The sequence below is a fragment of the Mycobacterium kyogaense genome, assembly GCF_003254575.1.
In the GTDB taxonomy this organism is placed as follows: domain Bacteria; phylum Actinomycetota; class Actinomycetes; order Mycobacteriales; family Mycobacteriaceae; genus Mycobacterium; species Mycobacterium kyogaense.
Map to the genome: position 1 here is coordinate 16334 of NZ_QJUA01000046.1, position 23685 is coordinate 40018.

The 23685-nt window shown below is 68.5% G+C and carries 26 protein-coding genes; 9 read left to right on the plus strand and 17 right to left on the minus strand.

Annotated features, from left to right (window positions below):
* Nucleotides 1-11: 11 nt before the first annotated feature.
* Both DMB80_RS23645 and hypB read left to right on the plus strand, forming a co-directional pair.
* Entirely contained in the window at nucleotides 12-398 is a 387-nt protein-coding gene (locus DMB80_RS23645) for a hydrogenase maturation nickel metallochaperone HypA (RefSeq protein WP_111512094.1), read from the plus strand.
* Complete coding sequence (gene hypB / locus DMB80_RS23650) at nucleotides 391-1149, plus strand: hydrogenase nickel incorporation protein HypB (RefSeq protein WP_111512095.1); 759 nt, start codon at nucleotides 391-393, stop codon at nucleotides 1147-1149. Before DMB80_RS23645 ends, hypB begins: the two co-directional genes overlap by 8 nt.
* Nucleotides 1150-1153: 4 nt before the next feature.
* Here hypB and aldR read toward each other — a convergent pair whose 3' ends face one another.
* Nucleotides 1154-1666, minus strand: coding sequence for an HTH-type transcriptional regulator AldR (gene aldR, locus DMB80_RS23655; protein WP_111512096.1), 513 nt, complete (start codon nucleotides 1664-1666; stop codon nucleotides 1154-1156).
* Nucleotides 1667-1771: 105 nt separating this feature from the next.
* On the opposite strand from aldR, the gene ald reads away from it, so the two are divergent.
* The gene (gene ald / locus DMB80_RS23660; protein WP_046364072.1) at nucleotides 1772-2887 is read left to right on the plus strand and encodes an alanine dehydrogenase; all 1116 of its coding nucleotides are present in this window, start codon (nucleotides 1772-1774) and stop codon (nucleotides 2885-2887) included.
* A gap of 7 nt (nucleotides 2888-2894) precedes the next feature.
* On the opposite strand, the gene DMB80_RS23665 is transcribed toward ald, so the two are convergent.
* The gene (locus DMB80_RS23665) at nucleotides 2895-3281 is read right to left on the minus strand and encodes a YchJ family protein (RefSeq protein WP_111512097.1); all 387 of its coding nucleotides are present in this window, start codon (nucleotides 3279-3281) and stop codon (nucleotides 2895-2897) included.
* 45 nt (nucleotides 3282-3326) lie between these two features.
* Here DMB80_RS23665 and DMB80_RS23670 point away from each other — a divergent pair, with 45 nt between their 5' ends.
* Nucleotides 3327-3908 carry a DUF4334 domain-containing protein gene (locus DMB80_RS23670; protein WP_111512098.1) on the plus strand — a complete coding sequence of 194 codons (582 nt, stop codon included), beginning with the start codon at nucleotides 3327-3329 and terminating at the stop codon, nucleotides 3906-3908.
* Here DMB80_RS23670 and bla read toward each other — a convergent pair.
* From bla to DMB80_RS23700, 6 genes are all read right to left on the minus strand, one after another.
* Nucleotides 3891-4790, minus strand: a complete 900-nt coding sequence (bla, locus tag DMB80_RS23675) for a class A beta-lactamase (protein WP_111512099.1) — start codon at nucleotides 4788-4790, stop codon at nucleotides 3891-3893. The two genes, DMB80_RS23670 and bla, sit on opposite strands and share 18 nt — an antisense overlap.
* Entirely contained in the window at nucleotides 4787-6142 is a 1356-nt protein-coding gene (locus DMB80_RS23680) for a M16 family metallopeptidase (RefSeq protein ID WP_111512100.1), read from the minus strand. Before DMB80_RS23680 ends, bla begins: the two co-directional genes overlap by 4 nt.
* Nucleotides 6120-8387 carry a polyribonucleotide nucleotidyltransferase gene (locus tag DMB80_RS23685; RefSeq protein WP_111512101.1) on the minus strand — a complete coding sequence of 756 codons (2268 nt, stop codon included), beginning with the start codon at nucleotides 8385-8387 and terminating at the stop codon, nucleotides 6120-6122. Before DMB80_RS23685 ends, DMB80_RS23680 begins: the two co-directional genes overlap by 23 nt.
* A 279-nt stretch (nucleotides 8388-8666) precedes the next feature.
* Entirely contained in the window at nucleotides 8667-9482 is an 816-nt protein-coding gene (locus DMB80_RS23690; RefSeq protein ID WP_111512102.1) for a class I SAM-dependent methyltransferase, read from the minus strand.
* 18 nt (nucleotides 9483-9500) lie between these two features.
* Complete coding sequence (gene rpsO, locus DMB80_RS23695; protein ID WP_060999682.1) at nucleotides 9501-9770, minus strand: 30S ribosomal protein S15; 270 nt, start codon at nucleotides 9768-9770, stop codon at nucleotides 9501-9503.
* A 128-nt stretch (nucleotides 9771-9898) separates the two neighbouring features.
* Entirely contained in the window at nucleotides 9899-10873 is a 975-nt protein-coding gene (locus tag DMB80_RS23700) for a bifunctional riboflavin kinase/FAD synthetase (protein WP_111512103.1), read from the minus strand.
* 93 nt (nucleotides 10874-10966) lie between these two features.
* Between DMB80_RS23700 and mntR the strand changes: the two genes are divergently transcribed.
* Both mntR and DMB80_RS23710 read left to right on the plus strand, forming a co-directional pair.
* Nucleotides 10967-11674: a manganese-binding transcriptional regulator MntR gene (mntR, locus tag DMB80_RS23705; RefSeq protein WP_111512104.1), complete on the plus strand. Its 708-nt coding sequence runs from the start codon at nucleotides 10967-10969 to the stop codon at nucleotides 11672-11674.
* A 21-nt stretch (nucleotides 11675-11695) separates the two neighbouring features.
* Nucleotides 11696-12127 (plus strand): type II toxin-antitoxin system Rv0910 family toxin, encoded by a 432-nt coding sequence (locus DMB80_RS23710; RefSeq protein WP_111512105.1) that lies wholly within the window; start codon nucleotides 11696-11698, stop codon nucleotides 12125-12127.
* Between the two features lie 63 nt (nucleotides 12128-12190).
* Here DMB80_RS23710 and truB read toward each other — a convergent pair whose 3' ends face one another.
* Genes truB through DMB80_RS23725 form a run of 3 tightly spaced genes read right to left on the minus strand, consistent with a single transcriptional unit; the run spans nucleotide 12191 to nucleotide 14690 of the window.
* A complete protein-coding gene (gene truB / locus DMB80_RS23715; RefSeq protein ID WP_111512114.1) occupies nucleotides 12191-13072 on the minus strand; it encodes a tRNA pseudouridine(55) synthase TruB in 882 nt (293 codons plus the stop codon).
* A complete protein-coding gene (pptT, locus tag DMB80_RS23720; protein WP_111512106.1) occupies nucleotides 13069-13746 on the minus strand; it encodes a 4'-phosphopantetheinyl transferase PptT in 678 nt (225 codons plus the stop codon). The genes truB and pptT overlap by 4 nt, the downstream gene beginning before the upstream one ends.
* Nucleotides 13743-14690, minus strand: a complete 948-nt coding sequence (locus DMB80_RS23725; RefSeq protein ID WP_046364062.1) for a metallophosphoesterase family protein — start codon at nucleotides 14688-14690, stop codon at nucleotides 13743-13745. Before DMB80_RS23725 ends, pptT begins: the two co-directional genes overlap by 4 nt.
* A 138-nt stretch (nucleotides 14691-14828) precedes the next feature.
* Here DMB80_RS23725 and DMB80_RS23730 point away from each other — a divergent pair, with 138 nt between their 5' ends.
* Together DMB80_RS23730 and DMB80_RS23735 are read left to right on the plus strand one after the other, a co-directional pair.
* Complete coding sequence (locus DMB80_RS23730; RefSeq protein WP_111512107.1) at nucleotides 14829-15401, plus strand: DUF3558 domain-containing protein; 573 nt, start codon at nucleotides 14829-14831, stop codon at nucleotides 15399-15401.
* Between the two features lie 22 nt (nucleotides 15402-15423).
* Nucleotides 15424-17061, plus strand: a complete 1638-nt coding sequence (locus DMB80_RS23735) for a CocE/NonD family hydrolase (protein ID WP_111512108.1) — start codon at nucleotides 15424-15426, stop codon at nucleotides 17059-17061.
* On the opposite strand, the gene DMB80_RS23740 is transcribed toward DMB80_RS23735, so the two are convergent.
* Together DMB80_RS23740 and DMB80_RS23745 are read right to left on the minus strand one after the other, a co-directional pair.
* Complete coding sequence (locus DMB80_RS23740; protein ID WP_111512115.1) at nucleotides 17050-17595, minus strand: DUF1802 family protein; 546 nt, start codon at nucleotides 17593-17595, stop codon at nucleotides 17050-17052. The two genes, DMB80_RS23735 and DMB80_RS23740, sit on opposite strands and share 12 nt — an antisense overlap.
* Nucleotides 17596-17606: 11 nt before the next feature.
* Nucleotides 17607-17873: a DUF2277 domain-containing protein gene (locus DMB80_RS23745; RefSeq protein ID WP_073682897.1), complete on the minus strand. Its 267-nt coding sequence runs from the start codon at nucleotides 17871-17873 to the stop codon at nucleotides 17607-17609.
* Between the two features lie 45 nt (nucleotides 17874-17918).
* Here DMB80_RS23745 and DMB80_RS23750 point away from each other — a divergent pair, with 45 nt between their 5' ends.
* Nucleotides 17919-18680 carry an enoyl-CoA hydratase gene (locus tag DMB80_RS23750; RefSeq protein WP_111512110.1) on the plus strand — a complete coding sequence of 254 codons (762 nt, stop codon included), beginning with the start codon at nucleotides 17919-17921 and terminating at the stop codon, nucleotides 18678-18680.
* Between the two features lie 3 nt (nucleotides 18681-18683).
* On the opposite strand, the gene DMB80_RS23755 is transcribed toward DMB80_RS23750, so the two are convergent.
* The 4 genes from DMB80_RS23755 to infB all read right to left on the minus strand — a co-directional run.
* On the minus strand, nucleotides 18684-20006 hold the full coding sequence (locus tag DMB80_RS23755) for an MATE family efflux transporter (RefSeq protein WP_111512111.1): 1323 nt from the start codon (nucleotides 20004-20006) through the stop codon (nucleotides 18684-18686).
* A gap of 6 nt (nucleotides 20007-20012) precedes the next feature.
* Entirely contained in the window at nucleotides 20013-21005 is a 993-nt protein-coding gene (locus DMB80_RS23760; RefSeq protein ID WP_240431359.1) for a DHH family phosphoesterase, read from the minus strand.
* Complete coding sequence (gene rbfA / locus DMB80_RS23765; RefSeq protein ID WP_111512112.1) at nucleotides 20986-21501, minus strand: 30S ribosome-binding factor RbfA; 516 nt, start codon at nucleotides 21499-21501, stop codon at nucleotides 20986-20988. Before rbfA ends, DMB80_RS23760 begins: the two co-directional genes overlap by 20 nt.
* A 15-nt stretch (nucleotides 21502-21516) precedes the next feature.
* Nucleotides 21517-23685 (minus strand): translation initiation factor IF-2 (infB, locus tag DMB80_RS23770; protein WP_111512117.1); only part of this gene is annotated, 2169 nt, incomplete at its 5' end.

A 23685-nucleotide genomic window follows, 5' to 3' on the forward strand; every position in this document is an offset into this window, starting at 1 on the left:
ACGCTGACCGTGTGCACGAGTTGTCCCTGTGCCACGCCATCGCCGGCGTGGTCCGCAGCCACGCCGACGGCCGACCGGTCGAGGTGGTCCGGGTGCGCGTCGGCGCCCTCCGGCAGGTGGTCGCGGATTCGTTGCTGTTCTGCTGGTCGGTCGTCGCCGAACACGACGGCTTGGCCGGGGCGGCGCTGGAACTCGAGCAGGTGCCCGCGGCGGTGAGTTGCCGTGTGTGCGGGCAGGAATCGGAGATCACCTCTCGATGGTCGGTGTGCTGCCCGGCCTGCGGGAGCGCCGACGTGACGGTGATCCGCGGAGAGGAGTTCCTCGTGACCTCGATCGACATCACCACCTGCACCACGACCGACGCAGCCACCGAGCCGGCGGGCCGGCACCGTGGGTAGGTTCCATCGCCACGATGACGGCACGGTGCACAGCCACGAGCACGACGGCACGCACGGGCACGGCGATCACAGCGGATACCAGACCGCCGGACAGCGCATCGATGTGCTCGAGGCCATCTTCTCCGAGAACGACGTCCTCGCCGCGCAGAACCGGGAGATGTTCGCCGACAACGGAGTTCGCGCACTGAACGTGATGAGTTCGCCGGGCTCCGGCAAGACCGCGGTGTTGAGCGCGACCCTCGACGAACTGGCCGGTGAGCTCGCGGTCGGAATCATCGAAGGGGACATTGCCACGGACCTCGACGCCGCCCGCCTGGCAGGTCGGGGTGCACAGATCTCACTGCTCAACACCGACAACGGCTTTGGCGGTGAATGCCATCTCGACGCCCCGATGGTGCACCGGGCTCTGACGGGGCTGGACCTCACCGTTCTCGATCTGGTGATCATCGAGAACGTCGGAAACCTGGTCTGCCCCGCAGAGTTCGACGTGGGCGAGCACGCCAAGGCGATGGTCTACTCGCTGACCGAGGGCGAGGACAAGCCGCTGAAGTACCCGGTGATGTTCCGTGCGGTCGACGTGGTGCTGCTGAACAAGATCGACCTCGCGCCCTACCTCGATGCCGACGTCGCCACCTACACCGACCGGATCCGGCAGATCAATCCGGGCGCCACGGTGCTGCCGGTCAGCGCCAAGACCGGCGAGGGCATGGCGCAGTGGTTCTCCTGGTTGCGCCGCTTCGCCACGGCTTGACGTCTCACAGCGGCGATGCGCCGCGCAGATGCTCGAAGATCAGCGACGTCTGGGTGCCCGCGACGTCCGCGTCGGCGTTGAGGTTCTCCACGACGAACTTTCGCAGATCGTCGGTGTCGCGGGCGGCGACGTGCAGAAGGAAATCGTCGGCGCCGGCGAGGAAGTACACATCCATCACCTGGGGCTTGCGCCGGATCTGACCGATGAAATTACGGATCTTGCCGCGGGCGTTGGCCTGCAGGCTCACCGAGATCATCGCCTGCAGGGTCAGCCCGATCGCCGCCGGATCGATGTCGGCGTAGAAGCCGCGGATGACGCCGAGTTCGGTCAGTCGTCGCACCCGTCCGTGACACGTGGACGGCGCGATGCCGATGAGTTCGGCCAGGGCGCTGTTGGGCAGCCGGGCGTCTGCGTGCAGTGCGGTCAGAATGCGTCGGTCGACATCATCGAGAATGATCCGAACATCCTTCGACGAGGTCCGCGATGACGCAGGGGTTGCCGTCGATTCTTCTGACATGGACGCAGACTATCGAATCTTCGTCATGAATATTGTGTATGCATCGATGTTTCTTCACACTTGAGGCAAGTCTGCCCCAGTTTCCCCCGATTTTCAGGAGCAAAAATGCGTGTCGGTGTGCCGACCGAGATCAAGAACAACGAGTACCGGGTCGCGATCACGCCCGCCGGCGTGGCCGAGCTGACCCAGCGTGGCCACGACGTGCTGGTCCAGTCGGGCGCCGGCGATGGCTCGGCCATCACCGACGGCGACTTCAAGGCCGCGGGCGCGCAGATCGTCGCCGATGCCGACACGGTGTGGGGCGAAGCCGAACTGCTCCTCAAGGTCAAGGAGCCCATCGAGCCGGAGTACGCGAAGATGCGGGCCGGCCAGACGCTGTTCACCTATCTCCACCTGGCGGCCTCCAAGCCGTGCACCGATGCCCTCCTGGCCTCCGGCACCACCTCCATCGCCTACGAGACCGTGCAGACCGCCGACGGCGCTCTGCCGCTGCTGGCACCGATGAGCGAGGTCGCGGGCCGACTGTCGGCACAGGTCGGTGCGTACCACCTGATGCGCACGCAGGGCGGACGCGGCGTTCTGATGGGCGGCGTTCCCGGCGTGGCTCCCGCCAAGGTCGTCGTGATCGGCGGCGGCATGGCCGGTGACAACGCGGCAGCGGTGGCCTGGGGCATGGGCGCCCACGTGACGGTGTTCGACCTGAACATCAACACCCTGCGCAAGATCGATGCCGAGTACGGCGGCGCCATCGAGACCCGCTACTCCTCGAGCCTCGACCTGGAGGCCGCGGTCAAGGAAGCCGACCTGGTGATCGGGGCGGTCCTGATCCCGGGCGCCAAGGCACCCAAGCTCGTCACGAATTCGACTGTCGCAGAGATGAAGTCGGGCGCAGTACTGGTAGACATCGCCATCGACCAGGGCGGCTGCTTCGAGGATTCCCGGCCCACCACGCACGACGATCCCACGTTCGCCGTGCACGACACCGTGTTCTACTGCGTGGCCAACATGCCCGGCGCGGTGCCGCGGACGTCGACCTACGCACTCACCAACGCGACCATGCCCTACGTGCTCAAACTCGCGGGCAAGGGGTGGCGCGACGCCTGCCGCGCCGACGCCGCGCTGGCCAAGGGCCTGTCGACGCACGACGGGGCGCTGCTGTCCGAGCAGGTGGCCACCGACCTCGGTCTGCCCTTCACCGATCCGGCCGGCCTGCTGGCCTGACGCCCTCTCAGAACACCTCCCCGTCGACGTAGAACCAGCGACGGGCTCTCACAGCGAACCGGGACCGCTCATGCAGCGTCCCGGTTCGTTGGCTTTCAGAGTCCCGATACGTCGCTCGAAACTCCACGGTGTCGTCGTTGTTCGGGGTATCGGTGTCGACGTCGAGGATCACGAGGCCGGTCCACTGCACCGCCGGGTCGATCGTCACCTCCTCTGGACGGGTGCGCGGATGCCAGGTACGCCAGAGGTGGTCGGCGTCGCCGACCGCGAACGCGGTGTAGCGCGAGCGCATCAACTCCTCGGCGGTGCGCGCGAGACGCTCGCCGCTGAGCAGAGGCAGACAACACTGGTGCGCAACCACACCGGTTCCACACGGGCAAAGAGCGTCCGGCATGTCTGCAGTGTGCCCTATTTGACGGGTGTCAAGTACACTGCGGGCATGTCTGTGCCGACCCAGCTGCCCTCCGACCTCCTTCGCGATGTGCTCCCCAGCGCCCCCACGACCACGGCCGATGCGCTGGCGCTGTTCGACTCGCTGCCCGCCGTCGAGACCGAGTTCATGCTCGGCACCTGGCACGGCGCCGAGGTCCCGACCGGCCACCCCCTCGACGGCATGCTCGAGGCCAGCGGCTGGTGGGGCAAGCAGTACACCGACAGTGAGACCGTGCACCCGCTGCTGTTCCCCACCCGGGACAGCTCCGGGTTGTGGCCGCTGAATCCGCTACCCGCGTTCGCCGGGCTCGGCATCGCGACGAAGATTCCGGGGCTCAAGGACCGCGATCTCTCGGGGCTCATCGCCGCGCTGCGGCCTGTGCTCGCCGCCCGCGGACCGAAGGCGCGCCTGCGCACCACGCGCTACCGCGGAGTGGACACCGCGACGATGATCTACGACCAGCTGCCCATCAACGACGTGTTCCGTCGGCTCGGCGAGGAGAGCGTGCTGGGTGCGATGGATCTGCGCGGCATCCGCAAGCCGTACTTCTTCCTGCTACACCGCGACAATTCACGCCGGCTGGGATAGTTCGGGCGATACCGCCGCGGCGATCTCGCCGATCAACGGTCGCAAGCTGTCGGCGTCGGGATCGTCTGTGGCCGAACGGGTCATGATCGACAGGAGCCACCGCTGCCCCTGCGGCCCGTAGGCGATGCCGACGTCGTTGGTGGTCCCGTATCCCCCGCTGCCGGTCTTGTCCGCGGTCGCCCACCCGTCCGGCAAGCCCGCACGCATGCTCGACGTCTGATTGGCCCGCATCCAGTCCTCGAGCTTCTGGCGGTGCGCCACATGGAGGACGTCGCCGGTCAACATGGCCCGGTAGCCGATACCCAGGGCACGTGGCGTGCTGGTGTCGCGCGGATCGCCGGGTACTGCGGTGTTGAGTTCGGTTTCCCACCGGTCCAGGCGCGTGCGGTCGTCACCGACGCTGCGGGCGAAAGCGGTGATCGCCGGCGGGCCGCCCAGGGTGCCCAGCAACAGATTGCCCGCGGCGTTGTCGCTCTCCTGCAGCGCCGCCTGGCACAGTTCCGCCAGCGTCATCGTCGAGCCCACCCGTGGTTCGGTCACCGGTGAGTGGGGTCGGATATCGCTGGGCTGCACCGCGATCGCGTCGGTGAGAGCCAACCTGCCCTGCTGCGCGCGCTGCAGCACCGCCGCTGACGCGTAGGCCTTGAAGGTCGAGCACATCGCGAACGTGTCGTCGGCGCCGACCTCGACGGTGCGGTCCGAGCCGAGATCGACGGCGTACACGCCGATCCGGGCGTTGTGCCGGCGCCCGAGCGCGGCCAGCCGATCACCGATCGGCGGCAGCGGCTCGGCGGGGTCCGCCAGCACAGTCGATCGCGAACAGGCGGCCAGACCGGCCAGGGTGAGCCCGCCGATGAGGAGTCCGCGCCGGGAGACCGTCATCCGGCGATCGTCTGCAGCGGCCGGGGCAGCGACCGCCGGCCCCGTACCGGTCCCAGCACGGCCGCCCCGAACTGGCGGGTGAGCAGTTGTCGGGCAACGGCATTCACGTCATCGAGGGTGACCTCGTCGATGCGAGCCAACGTCTCGGCGATGGTGCGGTGCTGACCGTAGTTCAGCTCGCTGCGGCCCAACCGGTTCATCCGCGAACCCGAGTCCTCCAGCCCCAGCACGAGACCGCCCCGCAGGGAGCCCTTGGCGATCCGGCACTCATCGGCGGTGATGCCGTCGCGGGCGACCTCGGCCAGCACGTCGGTGGTCACACGCACGACTTCGTCGAAGCGCTCGGGCAGGCAGCCCGCGTAGATCGACAGCGCCCCGCTGTCGGCGAAGGTGTCGACCGTCGAGTACACCGAGTACGCCAGGCCGCGGGTCTCCCGGATCTGTTGGAACAGACGCGAACTGAGCCCTCCGCCGAGGGCGGTGTTGAGCACCGAGAGCGCCCAGCGCTGGTCCCAGTGCCGGCCCGGGGTACGGACCCCCAGGGACAGGTGAGTCTGCTCGGCGTCGCGCTTGACCACTTCCAGTGTCGGCCGACCGCTGACCCGTCCCGCACCCTTGCGGGGCGGGATCGGTGTGCGGCCGCGCACCAGCCGGTCGCCGAAGTGCTCACGCACCAGCGCGACGACCTCACGGTGATCGATGTTGCCGGCCACCGCCACCACCATGCGGTCGGGGGTGTAGCGGCGCAGATGGAAGGAGTGCAGCTGCGCGCGCGTCATCGTCGAGATCGATTCCACGCTGCCGATCACGGGCCGGCCCACCGGATGGTCGCCGAACATCGCCGACAGGAAGACGTCACCGAGGGTGTCCTCGGGATCGTCGTCGCGCATCGCGATCTCCTCGAGCACGACGTCGCGTTCGACCTCCACGTCGTCGGCGAAGCACTGCCCCCGCAGCACCACGTCGGCGACCAGATCGACGGCCAGCGCGAGGTCGGTGTCGAGCACGTGGGCGTAGTAGCACGTGTGCTCGCGCGAGGTGAACGCGTTCAGTTCACCGCCGACGGCGTCGACGGCCTGGGCGATCTGCACGGCGGTGCGGGACGGGGTCGCCTTGAACAGCAGGTGTTCGAGGAAGTGCGCGGCACCGGCCACGCTGCGACCCTCGTCGCGCGATCCGACGTTGACCCACACCCCGACCGACGCCGAGTGCACGTGCGGAATCCGCTCGGTGACCACACGCAGGCCACCGGGCAGATCCGTGCGACGGATCGCGGTCGATTTCTCGGCCGCGTCGCCACCGCCGCGCACCCGGCGCAGTGCCGCCGCGCTAGCTGCTGGCGGTCGCGGCATCGGCGGGTGCGGGCGCTTCCGTACCGGCGGCTTCGGTGGTCGCTTCGGCAGCCTCTTCAGCCACCAGCACCAGCGAGATCTTGCCGCGGTTGTCGATGTCGGCGATCTCCACGCGGAGCTTGTCACCGACCTTGACGACGTCCTCGACCTTGTTGATGCGCTTGCCGCGGCCCAGCTTGCTGATGTGGACCAGCCCGTCACGACCCGGCAACAGCGACACGAAGGCGCCGAAATCGGTGGTCTTGACCACGGTTCCGAGGAACCGCTCGCCGATCTTGGGCAGCTGCGGGTTGGCGATGGCGTTGATCTTGTCGATCGCCGCCTGCGCCGCCTCGCCGTTGGACGCGCCGACGAACACCGTGCCGTCGTCCTCGATGGAGATCGACGCGCCGGTCTCCTCGGTGATCGAGTTGATCATCTTGCCCTTGGGCCCGATGACCTCACCGATCTTGTCGACCGGCACCTTGATCGTGGTGATCCGCGGGGCGTACGGGCTCATCTCGTCGGGGGCGTCGATGGCCTCGGCCATCACCTCGAGGATCGTGATGCGCGCGTCCTTGGCCTGCGCCAGCGCACCGGCCAGCACCTGCGACGGGATGCCGTCGAGCTTGGTGTCGAGCTGCAGGGCGGTGACGAAGTCCTTGGTACCGGCGCACTTGAAATCCATGTCGCCGAAGGCATCTTCGGCGCCCAGGATGTCGGTCAGCGTGACGAAGCGGCGCTCGGTCTTGCCATCCACCTCGACGTCATCACTGACCAGACCCATCGCGATACCCGCGACCGGCGCCTTCAGCGGCACACCGGCGTTGAGCAGCGACAGGGTCGAGGCACACACCGAGCCCATCGAGGTGGACCCGTTGGAGCCCAACGCTTCCGAGACCTGACGGATGGCGTAGGGGAACTCCTCGACGCTCGGCAGCACCGGCACCAGGGCACGCTCGGCGAGCGCTCCGTGGCCGATCTCGCGCCGCTTGGGCGAGCCGACGCGGCCGGTCTCACCGGTCGAATACGGCGGGAAGTTGTAGTGGTGCATGTAGCGCTTGGAGGTCTCGGGCCCGAGCGAGTCGATCTGCTGGGCCATCTTGACCATGTCGAGGGTGGTGACGCCCATGATCTGGGTCTCGCCACGCTCGAACAGCGCGCTGCCGTGGGCCCGCGGGATCACCGCGACCTCGGCCGACAGCGCGCGGATGTCGGTGACGCCGCGGCCGTCGATGCGGAAGTGGTCGGTCAGGATGCGCTGGCGCACAAGCTTTTTGGTCAGCGAGCGGAACGCGGCGCCGATCTCCTTCTCACGGCCGGCGTACTGCTCGGCCAGCCGCTGCAGGACCTCGACCTTGATCTCGTCGGTGCGGTCGTTGCGCTCGTTCTTGCCCGCGATGGTCAGCGCCTCGGAGAGCGCGTCGGTGGCCACGGAGGCGACCGAGTAGTACACGTCGTCGCCGTACTCGGGGAACAGCGGGTACTCGGCGGTTTCCTTGCCGGCCGAGCCGGCCAGCTCGGCCTGCGCGTCGCACAGCGCTGCGATGAACGGCTTGGCCGCTTCGAGGCCCTCGGCCACGACGGTCTCGGTCGGCGCACCTGCACCACCGGCGACCAGCTCGATGACGTTCTCGGTCGCTTCGGCCTCGACCATCATGATCGCGACGTCATCTTCGACCTTGCGCCCCGCAACGACCATGTCGAACACGGCCCGCTCGAGCTGCTCGACGGTCGGGAACGCGACCCACTGACCGTCGATCAGAGCGACGCGCACGCCGCCGACCGGGCCGGAGAACGGCAGGCCGGAGATCTGGGTCGACGCCGACGCGGCGTTGATCGCCAACACGTCGTAGAGGTCCTTGGGGTCCAGGCTGAGCACGGTGACCACGACCTGGATCTCGTTGCGCAGCCCGCTGACGAACGACGGGCGCAGCGGCCGGTCGATCAGACGGCAGGTCAGGATCGCGTCGGTCGACGGGCGACCTTCGCGGCGGAAGAACGAGCCGGGGATGCGGCCCGCGGCGTACATCCGCTCCTCGACGTCGATGGTGAGCGGGAAGAAGTCGAAGTGCTCCTTGGGCGCCTTGCTGGCGGTGGTGGCACTGAGCAGCATGGTCTCGTCGTCGAGGTACGCGACGACGGCGCCGGCGGCCTGCTGGGCGAGCCGGCCGGTCTCGAACCGGATGGTGCGGGTGCCGAAGCTCCCGTTGTCGATCACGGCGGTGGCTTCGAACACGCCGTCTTCAATTTCAACTACAGACATGGACGTCCGTATGGCCTCTCTGGATCAATTCGCTGTTTTGCGTCGTCACAGCGCGTCGACCACCGCTTTCGATGCGGCTACGGCCATCGATCGAAGCTGCCGGCATTCCTATCCGGCAGCCACTACCGAAGACCGCGCGATCGAGCGGGTCGGCGATGCGACGTGCGGGAACGGCACTCGCGGGTCTGCGATGACCGCACCCAGGTGTCCGCCTCGAGAAAACCCGGAGCCGAACCAGGCCATCGTACTCTGCGGCCCGTGTCCGGCGAAAAACGACGGTCAGGCGCGCCGGCCCCATCCGCCGACGATCGTCGGCATCGTCCACACTGCACCGCGCTCCTCGATCGCTTCGCCGAGGAGTTGCTCGAGCGTGGCGACGTCCAGATCGTCGGCTGTGGCCGCGCCGGAAGCGATGATCGCGTCCTCGAGAGCCCGCACCACCCCGACGACGTAACCCGCCGCTTGGCGTGCCCGGGGCGGGAAGTACACCTGCAGACCGAGGGTGCCGACATCGGCATAGCCGGCCTGCTCGAAGAGGACGGGGAATCGCATCCCGACCGCCGCATCGGCCGCAGCGTGGGCGAAGCCGGCCTGAATCCAGTTACCGACACGGGTGAAGAGGTCGACCTCGGGCAGCGCCCGGGCGCCGGTCATGTCGTAGTCGACGGCGATGAACACGCCACCCGGACGCAGGTTGCGGTGGTGGTGGGCCAGCACGTCGACCGCGTCGGGTAGGTGCATCAGCAGCAGCCGGCAGACCACGGCGTCGAACGGTTCGTCGCTGACGAACGTGCGAGCGTCGCCCTGCTCGAACATGACATTGCCCAGCCCGAGACGCTCGCGGCGCTGTCCGGCCACGGCGAGCTGTGCGGGGTCCTGCTCGAGCCCCAGAACTGAACCCTCGTCACCGACGATGCCGGCGACGAGAAACGACACGTCGCCGGGACCGCTGCCCAGATCGAGAACGCGCATGCCGGGACGCAGCCCGCCACGCCGAAAGAGCATGTCGGTGGGTTCGGCGATGATCGCGGCCTGACCCTGCAGGCGGGCGATCTCGGCGTCGTCGCTGCCGAGGACGTAATCGGGTGTTGCCACCCGTGTGACGTTAGCGCGTCAGCGGCGCAGGCCGAGGCGCTCGATCAGCGAGCGGTAGCGCGCGACGTCGACCTGGGCGACGTACTTGAGCAGCCGGCGGCGACGGCCGACGAGCAGCAGCAGGCCGCGGCGCGAGTGGTGATCGTGCTTGTGCTGCTTGAGGTGCTCGGTGAGATCCGAGATCCGCTTGGTCAGCAGGGCGACCTGGGCTTCCGGCGACCCCGTGTCGGTGTCGTGCAGGCCGTACTGGCCCAGGATTTCCTTCTTCTGTTCGGCAGTGAGCGCCACGAAACAACTCCATCGATTCGGTCCGCGAGTGAGAATCTGAGGGCGCGGCCACCGCGAACTGCAGCGCGCACCAGGTCGGCGAGGAGTCTAGCAGCGCCGGCGATGCAGCCCCAATTCGCGCGATGCGCTCAGCGGGCCGACAGGATCGTGCGGGCGCGGTCGGTATCGGCGTTCATCGCGGTGATCAGCTCGTCCACCGAGTCGAATTTCTCCTGGCCCCGCAGCCGGGCGACGAAGTCCACGGCGACGTGCTGACCGTACAGATCAGCGCTGGTGTCGAGGACGAACGCCTCGACGGTGCGGGTGCGGCCGGAGAACGTGGGATTGGTCCCCACCGACACCGCCGCCTGGTAACGCTCCCCCGGCGTCACGGTGCCGACGACCGGTCCGTGCCCCAGCACCGTGAACCACGCGGCGTAGACACCGTCGGCGGGGATCGCCGAATACATGGGCGGGGCGACGTTGGCGGTCGGGAAGCCGAGGTCGCGGCCTCGGCCGTCGCCGCGTACGACCACGCCCTCCACCCGGTGCGCGCGGCCCAGCGCCTCGGCGGCCGCCACCATGTCACCGGCATCCACGCAGGACCTGATGTAGGTCGAGGAGAAGGTGACCGTCTCGTCGCGGTGGTGTTCGGCCACCAGGCTCAGCGAATCCACCGCGAACCCGAACCGCTCACCGGCCTTGCGGAGGAGCTCGACGTTGCCGGCCGCCTTCTTGCCGAACGTGAAGTTCTCCCCCACCACGACCTCGACCACGTGGAGGCGCTCGACGAGCAGTTCGTGGATGTAGCGCTCAGGCGTGAGTTTCATGAAGTCGGCGGTGAACGGGACGACCAGGAACACGTCGATGCCCATCTCCTCGACGAGCTCGGCGCGCCGGGTCAGCGTCGTCAGTTGGGCGGGGTGACTGCCCGGGAACACGACCTCCATCGGATGCGGGTCGAAGGTCATCAGCACCGTGGGTACGCCCCGGGCGCGGCCGGCCTTGACCGCGCCGTTGATCAACTCCTGATGACCCCGGTGGACGCCGTCGAACACCCCTATGGTGACGACGCACCGGCCCCAGTCGGTGGGGATGTCGTCTTGACCCCGCCAGCGTTGCACGCCGCAAGCCTACGGCGTGCCGGCGACGCCGGCTCGAACTGTGGCGAAGCAGCATCACCGGATCAGGTGATGTTTGCCTAAACTCTTGGACTTATGAGTCCTGAAGCCAAGCCGCCGGAGCTGACGACGGTGGCCCAGGACTACCTGAAGGTCATCTGGACGGCGCAGGAGTGGTCCCACGAAAAGGTGAGCACCAAGCTGCTCGCCGAGCGAATCGGCGTCTCGGCCAGCACCGCGTCGGAGTCCATCCGCAAGCTCGCCGACCAGGGATTGGTCGATCACGAGAAGTACGGCGCGGTGACGCTGACCGACGCGGGACGCCATGCGGCGCTGGCCATGGTCCGCCGCCACCGGCTGATGGAGACCTTCCTGGTGCGCGAGCTCGGCTATGGCTGGGACGAGGTGCACGACGAAGCCGAGGTGCTCGAACACGCCGTCTCCGACCGGATGCTCGACCGCATCGACGCCAAGCTCGGCTACCCGACGCGCGATCCGCACGGGGATCCGATTCCTGCCGCGGACGGCCGCGTGCCCACACCGCCGGCCCGCCAGCTGTCGGCCTGCCAGAACGGCGAGGCGGGCACGATCGCCCGGATCTCCGACGCCGATCCGGAGATGCTGCGCTACTTCGACTCCGTGGGCATCAACCTGGATTCGCACATCCGGGTGGTCGCGCGACGCGATTTTGCCGGCATGATCTCGGTCGCCGTGCACAATCCTCACGACAGCGACGGACCGGACGAGATGACCGTCGATTTGGGAAGCCCAGCCGCAGAAGCAATCTGGGTCATTGCACAGTGATTGCATAGGAGCACGCACGAGATGGCCAAACTCGAACTGTCCCGATCCCTGCCGATGTCGGCCGACGATGCCTGGGAGCACGTGTCCGACCTGTCCACGCTCGGGGACTGGATGGTGCTGCACCAGGGCTGGCGTTCCGATCTGCCCGGCGAACTCGCGGTCGGCACCACGATCGTGGGGGTCGCCGGGGCGAAGGGAATGCGCAACCGTGTGACGTGGACGGTCCGCGAGCTCGATCCCCCCAAGACGTTGGCGATCAGCGGCGAGGGCGTCGGAGGAACCCGGTACAAGCTCTCGATGAACGTCGCCGACACCAAGGACGGGTGCGCATTCACCCTCCGGATGGATCTCGGCGGCGCACCGTTGTTCGGACCGATCGGTGCCGCGGCATCACGTGCGGTGAAGGGCGACCTCGACGCGTCGATCAAGAAGTTCGAGAAGCTCTACGCATAGCAGTCGGGGCTCGAGCTCCGACGATATCGCGGAGCACGCGAACGACATTCGCGACCAGTGGCTCTACAGCGTCGCCGGCCGGATCACGACCACCGAGGCGGTTCTCTCCCCGGCGTCGCGCAGCAGTGCCATCACCCGGCCGTCCGGTGCCGTCGCCGCATAGACGCCGTCGACACCGGCGGCCGCCAACTGACGGCCGTGTCCGGTGTCGATCACCTCGGCGTCGGTCAGGTCTCGGCGCGGAAACGCCTGCAGGCAGGCATCATCGAGGCTGTAGCTCAACGTCGGCGCGTCGGCGAGCTGCTCCAGCGTGCGGGCGTGGTCGAGTCCGAACCGGCCCACCCGGGTGCGCCGCAGCGCGGTGAGATGACCCCCCACCCCGAGCGTGTCCCCCATATCGCGGGCGAGCGCTCGGATGTAGGTACCGCTCGAACAGTCCACCGCCACATCGACATCGACGACACCTCCACCGCGGCGCACCGCCAGGACGTCGAAGCGGTCGATGCGGACAGGACGGGCGGCCAACTCGACCGTCTCCCCGTCGCGCACCATCTGATAGGCCCGCTTGCCGGCGACCTTGATCGCGCTGACCGCGGACGGGATCTGCTCGATGGCTCCTCGTAACGGCGCCACCGCGGCCTCGATCTGCTCGTCGGTCACCTCAGCCGCCGACACAGATTGCAGCAGTTCGCCTTCGGCGTCCTCGGTGGTCGTCGTCTGCCCCAGCCGGATCGTCGCGTCATAGGATTTGTCGGTCGCGGTCAGCAGACCCAGGATCTTGGTGGCCCGGTCGATGCCGACCACCAGCACCCCGGTCGCCATCGGATCCAGCGTCCCGGCATGGCCCACCTTGCGGGTACCGAACAGCCGGCGGCACCGGCCCACCACGTCGTGGCTCGTCATCCCGGCCGGTTTGTCGACGATGACCAGGCCCGGCGCGCTCACAGCACGATCGCGGTCAGCGTGATGCCGCTTCGCACCGCCCACCGACCGTTCAGAGCCGTCAGCGGCGGACCGGACAGCGCCTCGGGGTCGATCAGGATCTCGGAGGTGAACGTGCCGGCCTGACCCGATCCGTCGACGTCGAAGGTGATGTGGGCATCCTCGAACCCGAGCCACCGCCGCGTCAGCGGGAACCACGCCTTGTAGGTGGCTTCCTTGGCGCAGAACAGCACTCGATCCCAGTGGACGCCGGACGGCAGGGCGCTCAGTTCCGAGCGCTCCGCCGGGATGCTGATCGCGTCGAGGACACCGTCGGGCAGCACCCCGCTCGGTTCGGCATCGATACCCACCGAGCGGACCCGCTCGCTGCGCCCGACCGCGGCGCCGCGAAATCCCTCACAGTGGGTCAGGCTGCCGACGAACCCGTCGGGCCAACGCGGTTCGCCCTTGTCCCCCTTGAGGATCGGGGCAGGTTCTGCGCCGAGTTCGACGAGCGCCTGGCGCGCGCAGTAACGCGCGCTGATGAATTCGTTGCGGCGTTTGGGCACCGACTTGGCGATCAGCGGCTCCTCTTCGGGCAGCGGCGCCAATTCCCAGGGATCGGAATACAATTCGGCCGCGGCCAGCCCATCCAGGTCACCGGGGAGCACGCCGGCCAGCAGGGTTGCGGCGATCATGCCCTGTCCCTGATGCGTTGCTGCATCTTCTCGGCGTGATCCCGCATCTCCTGCGTGATCTGGAAGTGGCCGCCGAACTCGTTGAGATAGCCGGGGCTGTACTGCGGATCGGGTAGGATCTGGCGCAACCACCGGTAGGGCCGACGGCGCCGCCACTCGCGCGGGTAACCGACCGACACCTCCTCGAAGCGCACCCCGTCGTACCAGGTGGTCCGCGGGATGTGCAGGTGACCGTAGACCGAGCACACCGCGTTGTAACGGGTGTGCCAGTCCGCGGTCGCGGTGGTGCCGCACCACATCGCGAACTCAGGATAGAAGAGCGCGTCGCAAGGGTCGCGCACCATCGGGAAGTGGTTGACCTGCACGGTCTGGTCCATCCAGTCCAGGTCCTCGAGCCGCTTGCGGGTGTAGGCGACCCGCTCGCGGCACCATGCGTCGCGCGTGGAGTACGGCTCGGCCGAGAGCAGGTACTCGTCGGTCGCCACGACATTGCGGTCCTTGGCGATCGTCAGACCCTCGGCCTTGGTGCCCGCCCCCTGCGGCAGGAACGAGTAGTCGTAGAGCAGGAACATCGGCACGATCGTCGCCGGGCCACCCTCGTCGGTCCACACCGGGAACGGGTGCTCGGGGGTGATCACACCCATCTCGTCGCACATGGTGACCAGGTAGTCGTAGCGGGACTTGCCGAAGATCTGCATCGGATCGCGGGTCGTGGTCCACAACTCGTGGTTGCCCGGCACCCAGATGACCTTCGCGAACCGCTTGCGCAGCAGGTCCAGCGCCCACCGGATCTCGTCGGTGCGCTCGGCCACGTCGCCGGCGACGATCAGCCAGTCATCAGGCGACGCGGGGTGCAGCGACTCGGTGACCGGCTTGTTCCCGGTGTGCCCGGTGTGAAGATCGCTGACCGCCCACAGCGTCGGGCGGCGATCCTCGGAGTTCACAACCTGTCAGCCTACTGGTGCCCCGCACACCCCCGCCGCCCGGCAACTAGAACAGGTTCTAAGGTCTTGCCGTGCGGCCGGTCACCGGCCGTTACACTCCGGGCAGGGACGGGGCCGAATCAGGATTTGAGGGGTGCGATGCTCGCGAAGGCGCGACTGCTGTCGGCACTGTGTGCTCTCGTCGCCGCTGTGGTGGTGGTGTCCCAGGTGCAACCGGACCCGGCGGCCGGTCCGGACGCAGTCCAGCTGAGATCCACCGACATTCCGATGACCACGATCAAGTCGCCGGTGATCGCGACCGTGGACCCCGACCCGTTCGATCCGTGCCGGGACATCCCGCTCGACGTCGTCCAGCGCATCGGGCTGGCCTACACCCCGCCCGCCCCCGAGGACGCTCTGCGCTGCCACTACGACGCCGGCAACTATCAGATGGCTGTCGAGGCGTTCGTGTGGCGCACCTACGAGCAGACGCTGCCCCCCGACGCGGTCGAGCTCGACATCGACGGCCACCGCGCGGCGCAGTACTGGATCATGAAGCCCACCGACTGGAACAACCGGTGGTGGATCACCTGCATGATCGCGTTCAAGACCAGCTACGGCGTGATCCAGCAGTCGCTGTTCTATTCACCGATCTACTCCGAGCCGGACCCGGACTGTATGCAGACCAACCTGCAGCGGGCCCACGAGCTGGCACCGTTCTACACGTTCTGACGCGGTCCGTAGCCTGGCGCAGGTGAGTGCCAAGCAAGCCGTGACGAGCAGGCTGGCCAGCCTGCTCCATCTCCCGCCGCCGAGCACCGAGGTCGACGTCGAGCGCAGCCTGCCGGTGCCGATGCGCGACGGGATCGACCTGGTCGCCGACCACTACGCACCGCGCAGCGGAACCCCCGCGGGAACCCTGCTGGTGCGCGGCCCCTACGGCCGGGCCTGGCCGTTCGCGGCGCTGTACGCGCAGGTGTACGCCGCACGCGGCTACCACGTGCTGCTGCAGAGCGTGCGCGGCACCTTCGGCTCAGGTGGTGCGTTCGATCCATTCGTCCACGAGGTCGACGACGGTGCCGACACCGTCGCGTGGCTGCGTGAGCAGCCGTGGTTCACCGGCACGTTCGGCACGATCGGACTGTCCTATCTCGGCTGGACACAGTGGGCGCTGCTGGCCGATCCGCCACCCGAACTGAAGGCCGCGGTCATCACTGTGGGCCCCCACGACGTCACCGGGCCGCGCTGGGGCACCGGCTCGTTCGCGCTCAACGACTTCCTCGGGTGGAGCGATCTGGTCGGCCGTCAGGAGGACGGGCACCGGGTGCGGCAGCTCCTGCGGCAGGCCCGCGCGCAGCGGCATGTCACCGCCGCATCGCTGGGTGTGCCGCTCGGCGAGTCCAGCCGGGCGTTGCTCGGTGACGGGGCGAGATGGTTCGAATCCTGGCTCGATCACCCCGACAGCGCGGACCCGTTCTGGACGGGCCTGCACCTCGGCGACGCCCTGGAGCGCACCGATGTCCCGGTGCTGCTGTTCAGCGGCTGGCAGGACCTGTTCCTCGAGCAGACGCTCGAGCAGTACCGCCGACTGCATGCCCGAGGGGTGACGACGGGCCTGACCGTGGGCCCGTGGACCCACTCGCACATGATGACGAGCGCGGCACCGACCGCACTGCGCGAATCGCTGGACTGGCTCGGCGCCCACCTCGGCGCCGATCCCGATGGCGCCCCACTGCGGCGCGCTTCACCGGTGCGCATCCATGTCGGCGGCGCCGGGGAGGGGTCCGGCTGGTACGACCTGCCGGACTGGCCGCCCGCGTCGACCGAGCAGGTGTTCCATCTGCAGCCGTCGCGTCGTCTCGGCGCAGAGCAACCGGCACCGGCCGGGGAGGCCACCTTCGTCTACGACCCCTCCGACCCCACCCCGACCATCGGCGGTCGGCTGCTCTCCCCCGCCGCCGGCTACCGCGACGACACCGCACTCGCCCGTCGCGCCGACGTGCTGACCTTCACCAGCGCACCCCTGGCAGCCGATCTCCGGGTGATCGGCGAGCCGTTCGTGGAGCTGGCGCACCGATGCGCGAACCCGTACAACGACCTGTTCGTCCGCCTCAGTGAGGTCGACGCACAGGGTCGTTCACGCAATGTCAGCGACGGATACCTCGCATCAGTGCCCGATGCGGACAGTGTGCGGATCGATCTCGACGCGATGGCCCGCGTCTTCCCCGCCGGATCCCGAATTCGGGTCCTGATCGCCGGCGGATCGCACCCCCGGTTCGTCCGCAACCTGGGTTCGGGCGAAACGCTCTCCACAGCAACGACATTGACGACAGCCAGGCACACGGTGACGCTGGACGGCCGGTCCCGGCTGGTGCTGCCGTCAGCCGACTGAGCGGCGCACGCGCGCGGCGATCTCACGCAGCGTCGCGTCGTCGTGCACGGGCGGACCCCACCGGGGCGTGATCGGCAGGTTCACCCAGCTGGTGCATCCGCGGTAGTCGGGGGTGCGCGGCAGCGTCACAGGTTCGGCCAGTGCCGCGGCGGACACGACGAGCACGGTCAGCCGATGCCGGGGGCGGAAGTCCAGCCGATCTTCGCGTACCGAGTTCGCGGTCCAGATGTGTTGGTCGGCAATGTCGTCGAGCTCGTCAGGGCGGTTGACCTCGATCGTGTCGATCACGCGGGCCCCGGCACGCACCACGATCTCGTCGTCGGTGCTGTCCGCCGCCGCGGGCCCGAGCACATCGCGGTGTTCGGGTCTCACGCGTTCGGTGTGGCTGTGCGCCACCGTGGGGAACAACAGGAAACGCGGCGCAGCCACCTCGAAGCGCTTTTCGTGGATCCCTCCTTTACGCAGCAGCACCGTCTGCTTGCCGTCGAGCAGCGCATGCACCGCCGCGCTCCACTCCTTGAGCCCGGGGCTGATCAGCGTCGCGGTCACGATCGGGCGAGGCGAGCCTGCACCTCGGGACGACGAAGGGGCGGAACGGTTTTGGGAGGTTGTCTGCGCGGCTGCAACCCGGCGAGCAGGCGCCGGGTTGTCGCGGTCACCTCGGCCACCGCGGCCTCGAACGCGTCGACATTCGCCCCGGACGGTCGGGTGATACCGCTGACCTTGCGGACGTACTGACGCGCGGCGGCCTCGACCTCCTCGTCGGTCGCCGCCGGTTCCAGACCACGCAATTCGGTGATGTTTCGGCACATGACCTCCACGATAGGCGCGGGCGGGTGCCCCGATACGGTGAGCGAATGACCAACGCCTCCGACGTCCTGCTCATCGACACGCGCGATCGGATTCGCACGCTGACGCTGAACCGACCCGATGCGCGCAACGCGCTGTCCGCGGCGCTGCGCAGCCAGTTCTACAGCGCGCTGCGCGAGGCGGAGAACGACGACGCCGTCGACGTCGTCATCATCACCGGTGCCGACCCGGTGTTCTGCGCCGGACTGGACCTCAAGGAACTCGGCGACACCACAGAGCTACCGGACATCTCCCCCAAGTGGCCGCCGATGTCGAAGCCGGTGATCGGTGCGATCAACGGCGCGGCGGTCACCGGTGGGCTCGAAATCGCCTTGTACTGCGACATTCTGATCGCGTCGGAGCACGCGCGGTTCGCCGACACCCACGCCCGGGTGGGACTTCTGCCGACGTGGGGGCTCTCGGTTCGGCTGCCGCAGAAGGTGGGCGTCGGGATGGCGCGCCGCATGAGCATGACCGGGGATTATCTGTCGGCGCAGGAGGCGCTGCGCACCGGCCTGGTCACGCAGGTCGTGCCGCACGATCAACTTCTCGACACTGCGCGTCAGGTCGCGACGTCGATCGTCGGGAACAACCAGAAGGCCGTGCGTGCACTGATGAAGTCCTACCACCTCATCGACGACACACAGACCAGTGGCGCGCTGTGGCTGGAGGCGGCCTCGGCGCGGGAGTGGATGAAGAGCACCTCCGGCGACGACGTCGCGACGAGCCGCGCCTCGGTGATCGAGCGCGGCCGCAGCCAGGTGCGCTGAGAGTCAGCCCGGGACGAGCCAGCGACCCGAGAGCGTGCGCCAGCCGACGAACGCCAGCCGCAACACCATGAACGTGCTCAGCCCCGACCAGATGCCGAGCAGCCCCCACCCGAACGCGAGCGACAGCCAGATCAGGGGCAAGAACCCCAGCAGTGCGCTGGCCAGCGTCGCCGTCCGCATGAACCGGGCGTCGCCCGCACCGAGCAGCACGCCGTCGAGAGCGAACACCACCCCGGCGACGGGCAGCTGCGCCACCAGGAACCACCACGGCACGCTGATCTCGTCGAGCACCGTGCGATCGTCGGTGAACACCCCCGGCAGCACCGAAGCGCCGAGCGCGAACAACGCCGCCAGCACGCAGGCCGCGACGGCAGAGAACACCGTCACCCGCCACGCCACCGACTGCGCGTGCCGCAGCCTGCCCGCACCGAGCGCCGCGCCCACGAGCGATTGCGCTGCGATCGCCAACGAATCCAGCACCAGCGCAAGGAAACTCCACAGCTGCAGGACAACCTGGTGCGCCGCCACGGCCGCGGCACCGAACCGTGCAGCCACCGCACCCGCCGAGATGAAGCACGCCTGGAATGCCATCGTCCGGATCACCAGGTCGCGACCCATCACCAGCTGGGCGCGCAGTACCGCCGGGTGCGGGCGGATCGGTACCCGCTCGACCCGCAGTGCACGCAGGAACAGCAGGGCCGCCAGCCACTGGCCGATGACGTTGGCCACCGCCGAACCGGTCAACCCCAGAGCCGGCGCGCCGAACCAGCCGTATACGAGCGTCGGACACAGCACCGCCGCGATGGCGAACCCGATCACGACGTAGCGCAGCGGCCGGGCGGTGTCCTGCACCCCGCGCATCCAGCCGTTCCCCGCAGCCGCCACCAAGATGGCCGGGACCGCCAGACTGGCGATGCGCACCCACGGCAGAGCCGTCGCTGCGATGTCACCGCCGGCCGCCAGTGCCGTGACGAGCGGGACCGCGAAGATCTGGACCGCGACGACCACCAGCGTGCCGATCGCCGCCGCCAACCACGTCGCCTGCACGCCTTCGGCGACCGCGGCGGCGCGCTCGCCACGGCCGTAGAAGCGTGCCGCACGAGCGGTGGTGCCGTAGGACAGGAACGTCAGCTGCGAGCTCAACACACCCATGATCAGCGCGCCGATCGCCAGCCCGGCGAGACTCAGTGCACCGAGGCGTCCGACGACGGCGAGGTCGAAGAGGAGATAGAGAGGTTCGGCGGCGAGCACGCCGAGCGCCGGGAAGGCCAGGGCGGCGATCCGCCGGCTGGTGGCGGGCGCCAAGGCCCCGTCGGTGTCAGACAAGAAAAGTCAGCCAAGAACCCTGCGCAGAGCCGTCACGACATCCTCGGCGCTGCCCGTGGCCGAGAACCCCGCGGCCAACCGGTGCCCACCGCCGCCGAACGTCGCCGCGACCGTCGACACGTCGAGTGCCTTGGAACGCATCGACACCGACCACTGCGCCGGCCGGATCTCTTTGAACACCGCGGCTACCTCGGCCTGCTGCGTGGTACGCACGATGTCGACGATGCTCTCGACCTCCTCGGGCCGGGCGTCGGTCCACTCCTGGTGTGACACCACGGCGTAGACGAAGCCGCGACCGTCGCACGCCTGCGTGTCGAGCTGCGCGGTGCCCAGCACACGCGACAACATCGGCAGCCACTCGAACGGGTGCGTGTCCATCAGCGCCCGGCTGACACCGGCGTTGTCGATGCCGAGGTCGACCAGCCGCGCGGCCAGCCGCAGCGCCCGGGCACTGGCCCAGCGGAACGATCCGGTATCGGTGGTCAGCCCTGCGTAGATGCAGTGCGCGACGGCCTCGTCGATCGGTTCCCCCCACGCGTCGAGCAGATCGGCGACCAGCATCGTCGTCGAATCCGCTGCCGCATCGACGAAGTTCGCCGTACCGAACAGCTGGTTGCTGGCGTGATGGTCGATGACCAGCACCGGGCGGTCGCCGGTCACCAGGTCGGCCAGCGCGCCGAGTCGGTTGACACTGGGCACGTCGACCGTGACGACCAGGTCGACGTCACGGCGCACGTCCTCGGGCGCCACCAACAGCCGGCCACCGGGCAGCGTCGCCAGAGAATCGGGAAGGTCCTGCGGCTCGGCGAAGGTGACCTGCACGCTGGTACCGATCCGATCGAGCACCACGGCCAGCGCCAGACCCGCGCCCACGGTGTCGGCGTCGGGATGCACATGGCAGAGCACGCTGACCGAGTCGGCGGACGACACCAGGTCTGCGGCGCCTCGGGCGTCGACCCGGGCACCGGTCATCAAGGCGTCAGCGGTCGTGTCTGTCATGGAGCGTGTCGAAGTCACCGGTGTCCTCAGCGTCCGCCTCGTCTGGCCCCCGGCCCTCGTCCTCCGCCCCAGTTACACGGTACGGGTCGGCGTCGCCTGCGTGCTTGGCACCTTCCCGAACTCTCGCCAAATCCTCATCCGCGGCACGCGCCCGGGCCAGCAGCTCTTCCATCCGGTTGGCCGCGTCGGGGACGGTGTCGCGCGCGAACGCCAGCGTCGGGGTGAACCGAACCCCCAGCGAGGCACCGACCTTCGTGCGCAGCACACCTGTGGCTTTTTCCAGCCCGGCGGCGGCGCCTTCGTAGTCCGGTTCCTCGTCGAGGGACCGACCCAGCACCGTGTAGAACAGCGTGGCGTCGTGCAGGTCGTTGGTGACCTTGGCGTCCGTGATCGTCACGCCGGCGAGCCGAGGGTCTTTGATCTCGTACTCGATTGCCGACGCGACGATCGTGGATATCCGCTTGGCCAACCGCTTCGCCCGCGCGGGGTCAGCCATGTCGACCGTCCGTCATCAGGTGCGCGCCTTCTCGACCAGCTCGTACGCCTCGATAACGTCACCCTCCTTGATGTCGGAATAGGTGAGCGTCAAACCGCACTCGTACCCGTCCCGCACCTCGGTGGCGTCGTCCTTCTCGCGCTTGAGCGACGAGATGGTGACCGACTCCGCAACGACGACGTTGTCACGGAGCAGACGCGCCTTGGCGTTACGACGCATGATGCCCGAGGTGACAAGGCAACCGGCGATGTTGCCGACCTTGGACGACCGGAAGATCGCCCGGATCTCGGCACGGCCGAGCTCCTTCTCCTCGTAGATCGGCTTGAGCATGCCCTTGAGCGCACCCTGGATCTCGTCGATCGCCTGGTAGATCACCGAGTAGTAGCGGATGTCGACGCCCTCGCGGTTCGCGAGCTCGGTGGCCTTGCCCTCGGCACGCACGTTGAACCCGATGATGATCGCGTCCGACGCCGACGCCAGGTTGACGTTGGTCTCGGTGACACCACCGACACCGCGGTCGATGACCCGCAGCTCCACCTCGTCGTCGATCTCGATCCCGAGCAGGGCCTCCTCCAGCGCCTCGACGGTGCCGGAGTTGTCGCCCTTGAGGATCAGATTCAGCTGCGAAGTCTCCTTCAACGCTGCATCGAGATCGTCGAGGCTGATGCGCTTGCGCGTCCGTGCGGCCAGCGCGTTGCGCTTGCGTGCACTTCGGCGATCAGCGATCTGCCGGGCGATCCGGTCCTCGTCGACGACGAGCAGGTTGTCACCTGCGCCTGGCACCGATGTGAAGCCGATGACCTGGACGGGCCGCGACGGCAGCGCCTCCGCGACGTCCTCGCCGTGCTCGTCGACCATGCGGCGCACGCGGCCATAGGCATCACCCGCAACGATCGAGTCGCCGACGCGCAGCGTGCCGCGCTGGATGAGCACGGTGGCCACCGGGCCGCGACCACGGTCCAGATGGGCCTCGATCGCGACGCCCTGGGCCTCCATGTCGGGGTTGGCCCGCAGGTCCAACGCAGCGTCGGCTGTCAGGATGACCGCTTCGAGCAGGGCGTCGATGTTGGTGCCCTGCTTGGCCGAGATGTCGACGAACATGGTGTCGCCACCGAAGTCCTCGGCGACCAGCCCGTATTCGGTGAGCTGGCCACGGATCTTGGCCGGGTCCGCGCCTTCCTTGTCGATCTTGTTGACTGCCACGACGATCGGCACGTCGGCCGCCTGCGCGTGGTTGATGGCCTCCACCGTCTGTGGCATGACACCGTCGTCTGCCGCGACCACGAGGATCGCGATGTCGGTGGCCTTCGCGCCACGGGCACGCATGGCGGTGAACGCTTCGTGGCCCGGGGTGTCGATGAAGGTGACCAGTCGCTGGTTGCCGTCCAGTTCGGTGAGGACCTGGTAGGCGCCGATGTGCTGGGTGATGCCGCCGGCCTCGCCCTCGCGGACGGTGGCGTTACGGATCGTGTCCAGCAGTCGGGTCTTGCCGTGGTCGACGTGACCCATGACGGTGACCACCGGCGGACGGAACTCGAGATCGTCCTCGTCGCCCTCGTCCTCGCCGTAGGTGAGGTCGAACGACGACAGCAGCTCGCGGTCCTCGTCCTCCGGGGACACGACCTGCACGACGTAGTTCATCTCGCTGCCGAGCAGCTCGAGCGTCGAATCGTCTACCGACTGGGTCGCAGTGACCATCTCACCGAGGTTGAACAGCGCCTGGACCAGCGAGGCCGGGTTGGCGTTGATCTTGTCGGCGAAGTCGACCAGCGACGCGCCGCGAGGCAACCGGATTACCTCGCCATTGCCGTGCGGCAACCGCACGCCACCGACGACCGGGGCCTGCATGTTCTCGTACTCAGCGCGTTTCGCCCGCTTCGACTTACGGCCTCGCCGGACTGCACCACCGGGACGACCGAACGCGCCTGCCGCGCCTCCGCGCTGACCGGGACGGCCTCCGCCGCCACCACCGGGACGACCACGGAAACCGCCGCCTGCGGGCGCACCGCCGCCACCACCGGCACCGCCACCGCGGTAGTTACCGCCGCCGCCACCGCCGCCGCCGCCGGGGCGACCGACACCACCAGGTGCCGGACGGGGTCCGCCGCCGGGGCGAGGACCGCCTGCGGGCCGGGGACCGCCGCCGGGGCGGGGACCCTGCGGGCGAGGAGGCATGTTGCCAGG

Excerpts from the sequence above, each read along its gene's own strand:
- aldR (WP_111512096.1), bottom strand. The coding sequence starts at position 1,666 with ATGTCAGAAGAATCGACGGCAACCCCTGCGTCATCGCGGACCTCGTCG.
- ald (WP_046364072.1), top strand. The coding sequence starts at position 1,772 with ATGCGTGTCGGTGTGCCGACCGAGATCAAGAACAACGAGTACCGGGTC.
- DMB80_RS23665 (WP_111512097.1), bottom strand. The coding sequence starts at position 3,281 with ATGCCGGACGCTCTTTGCCCGTGTGGAACCGGTGTGGTTGCGCACCAG.
- DMB80_RS23670 (WP_111512098.1), top strand. The coding sequence starts at position 3,327 with ATGTCTGTGCCGACCCAGCTGCCCTCCGACCTCCTTCGCGATGTGCTC.
- bla (WP_111512099.1), bottom strand. The coding sequence starts at position 4,790 with ATGACGGTCTCCCGGCGCGGACTCCTCATCGGCGGGCTCACCCTGGCC.
- DMB80_RS23680 (WP_111512100.1), bottom strand. The coding sequence starts at position 6,142 with ATGCCGCGACCGCCAGCAGCTAGCGCGGCGGCACTGCGCCGGGTGCGC.
- DMB80_RS23685 (WP_111512101.1), bottom strand. The coding sequence starts at position 8,387 with ATGTCTGTAGTTGAAATTGAAGACGGCGTGTTCGAAGCCACCGCCGTG.
- mntR (WP_111512104.1), top strand. The coding sequence starts at position 10,967 with ATGAGTCCTGAAGCCAAGCCGCCGGAGCTGACGACGGTGGCCCAGGAC.
- DMB80_RS23710 (WP_111512105.1), top strand. The coding sequence starts at position 11,696 with ATGGCCAAACTCGAACTGTCCCGATCCCTGCCGATGTCGGCCGACGAT.
- pptT (WP_111512106.1), bottom strand. The coding sequence starts at position 13,746 with ATGATCGCCGCAACCCTGCTGGCCGGCGTGCTCCCCGGTGACCTGGAT.
- DMB80_RS23730 (WP_111512107.1), top strand. The coding sequence starts at position 14,829 with ATGCTCGCGAAGGCGCGACTGCTGTCGGCACTGTGTGCTCTCGTCGCC.
- DMB80_RS23745 (WP_073682897.1), bottom strand. The coding sequence starts at position 17,873 with ATGTGCCGAAACATCACCGAATTGCGTGGTCTGGAACCGGCGGCGACC.
- DMB80_RS23750 (WP_111512110.1), top strand. The coding sequence starts at position 17,919 with ATGACCAACGCCTCCGACGTCCTGCTCATCGACACGCGCGATCGGATT.
- DMB80_RS23760 (WP_240431359.1), bottom strand. The coding sequence starts at position 21,005 with ATGACAGACACGACCGCTGACGCCTTGATGACCGGTGCCCGGGTCGAC.
- rbfA (WP_111512112.1), bottom strand. The coding sequence starts at position 21,501 with ATGGCTGACCCCGCGCGGGCGAAGCGGTTGGCCAAGCGGATATCCACG.